The sequence below is a fragment of the Bradyrhizobium sp. Leo170 genome, from assembly GCF_004296405.1.
GTDB lineage: Bacteria > Pseudomonadota > Alphaproteobacteria > Rhizobiales > Xanthobacteraceae > Bradyrhizobium.
The window spans coordinates 1-1,890 of sequence record NZ_PSRR01000661.1; the positions used below are offsets into that span (position 1 = coordinate 1).

At 61.6% G+C, this 1,890-nt stretch carries 1 protein-coding gene; it reads right to left on the minus strand.

All coding sequences use genetic code 11. From position 1 onward, the window contains the following. Positions 1-548 precede the first annotated feature (548 nt). Positions 549-1,890 (minus strand): Ulp1 family isopeptidase (locus tag CWO89_RS48630; RefSeq protein ID WP_245476853.1); only part of this gene is annotated, 1,342 nt, incomplete at its 5' end.

Consider the following 1,890-nt stretch of genomic DNA (forward strand, 5'->3'; position numbering starts at 1 on the left):
AGTGTTAAGCAACTCGTCCGGAAGATCGATCAATTCGTCACGGCATACAACGCCACCTGCCAGCCCTTTCGATGGACCGCTACGGCAGACGCAATCCTCGAAAAACTGCATCGACTTTGCTCACGAATTACCGGGACAGGACACAGATAATTGTCAGGTCGCGGTGTCGTTATCGCTTGCCAATCGCCACGCCAGCCTGCCGGTGGCCTACCGTCTTTGGTCGCGCTCGCCGCCACTCTGGCTCGATGCCCATGTTGTGCCGTTCCAACCGCAGTGCGCATGTTCTCGCCACAATTTATGACGCAGTACGACTAGTCGTTTAGTCCCAGCTGTGGGCATCATAATACCGGAGAGCTTCATGACAGCTATGACGAGCGCCGGAACGTCAGATCATTGCCGGCCGGGCTGCTTCGCTATCTCGCAAAACAGCCCTAGCTCAAGCTGCGCTCCCCGATTGTGACACACCTTCGTGCTCTGCGAACGCGCCGGAGCTTCGATGGGCGAGAAGTTGCACTTCAATCAGGCGCGCTATTCAGTTGAAGCCGACATCAGCCCCTTAGTCGGTTCTGAAGTGCCTGCCGATCAACTACGAGGCTGCCGAGGCTCAGATCTGCCTGCCGCCTTCCCGCGAGCCGTCTGACCAGCTCCCGCGTACCGTCTACCACAAAGACACCGCAATCATAGCCGTTCCTTTGCTGGCTTATGGGGGCATCTTGCAGATCGGCTCCTACCCGCGCTGCGAGCATTTCTGCAGGTCTGGCATTGTGTCCCTGGGCGGAGTCGTAATGGTAGGCAACCGGCCTGTCGCGATCGCGGCGGTCCACCAGCAGCAACGACCAATGGGAGCCGCGGCGATTAGGGTCCGTAGCGCTGGCATCGTTCACCGGCAAGAACAGGAAGTCGGCTGTATCGTTACCAATCCGATCATCGACAATGCGATGGAATGCGGTTAGCGAGTCGGCGTTGGTCCCCCGGCCCACCCGAAAGGCCATGAGAGGATCTACAAACCGCGTCCGAGCGGCGAGGTTGGGATTGCTCCCCAACAACTCCTGCGCCAGAAGCTCGTAATCCCTCTGGATATGCTCGTCGCCTAGCCGTTGCATGGCGCCGAGCACCCGTCCGCTGCGGTCGTGCGACGAGTCCGCCCGACCCAACGTCCCGATCTGGGCATCGGAGGGTGTGCGCGGGAACACCGAGAAATAGTTCGCGTGATTACGCAGCTCCTGCGGTTTGGACTGCGAATCAAGGTCGCCATAGACGTCTGACGGAGCCGCCGGAGCAACTTCACCGGCTCGAAGGTGATGGAGAAGCTGAACGTCCTCGGGCCCTCCCGGCCCAAAGACGGCCGTGTAGCGCTCAGCGAGAATATCGTAGCTCTCGGGCCACTGCGCCGCATCAGGCAAGAGGCCCCAGCGGCCCAACTTAGGGAGCATTGTGTCCGGGCCGGCTTGGGTGCCGTGGGAAAACTCCCCGGGAACGGCCAATGAAGCATCGAAGGTCTCGCCGACCGCGGGGGACGTCGCCTCAGCCTTGGCGGATGCCGGACCGGCTTGCTCCATCCTGCGTCCAACCAGCGCTGTCGATGCTTGAGTCCCTGGCCGCGCGCTGGGCTGCGGAACGTTTTCCGGTCGAGATCCGAGACGAATGGCAGCGCCTGGCGGACGGAGCGGGGTACTCTCTGTCTTCAGCCCAGCGGGCACCAACAGCGCCGTGTAACGGTCAGTGTTGATCACGAAGCTTGTCGGTGCCTCGTCCTGGCTCGCCAGGACGCTGCTCCTGCCCAGCGCAGCAGAGTACTCGTGCCCGCTCCCGTCCATTATCGGCTGCCCCTCCCATTTCGATGCACCCAGTTCATGGAGGCGAGCCTGCATCGGCACGCGAGCGCCTGCA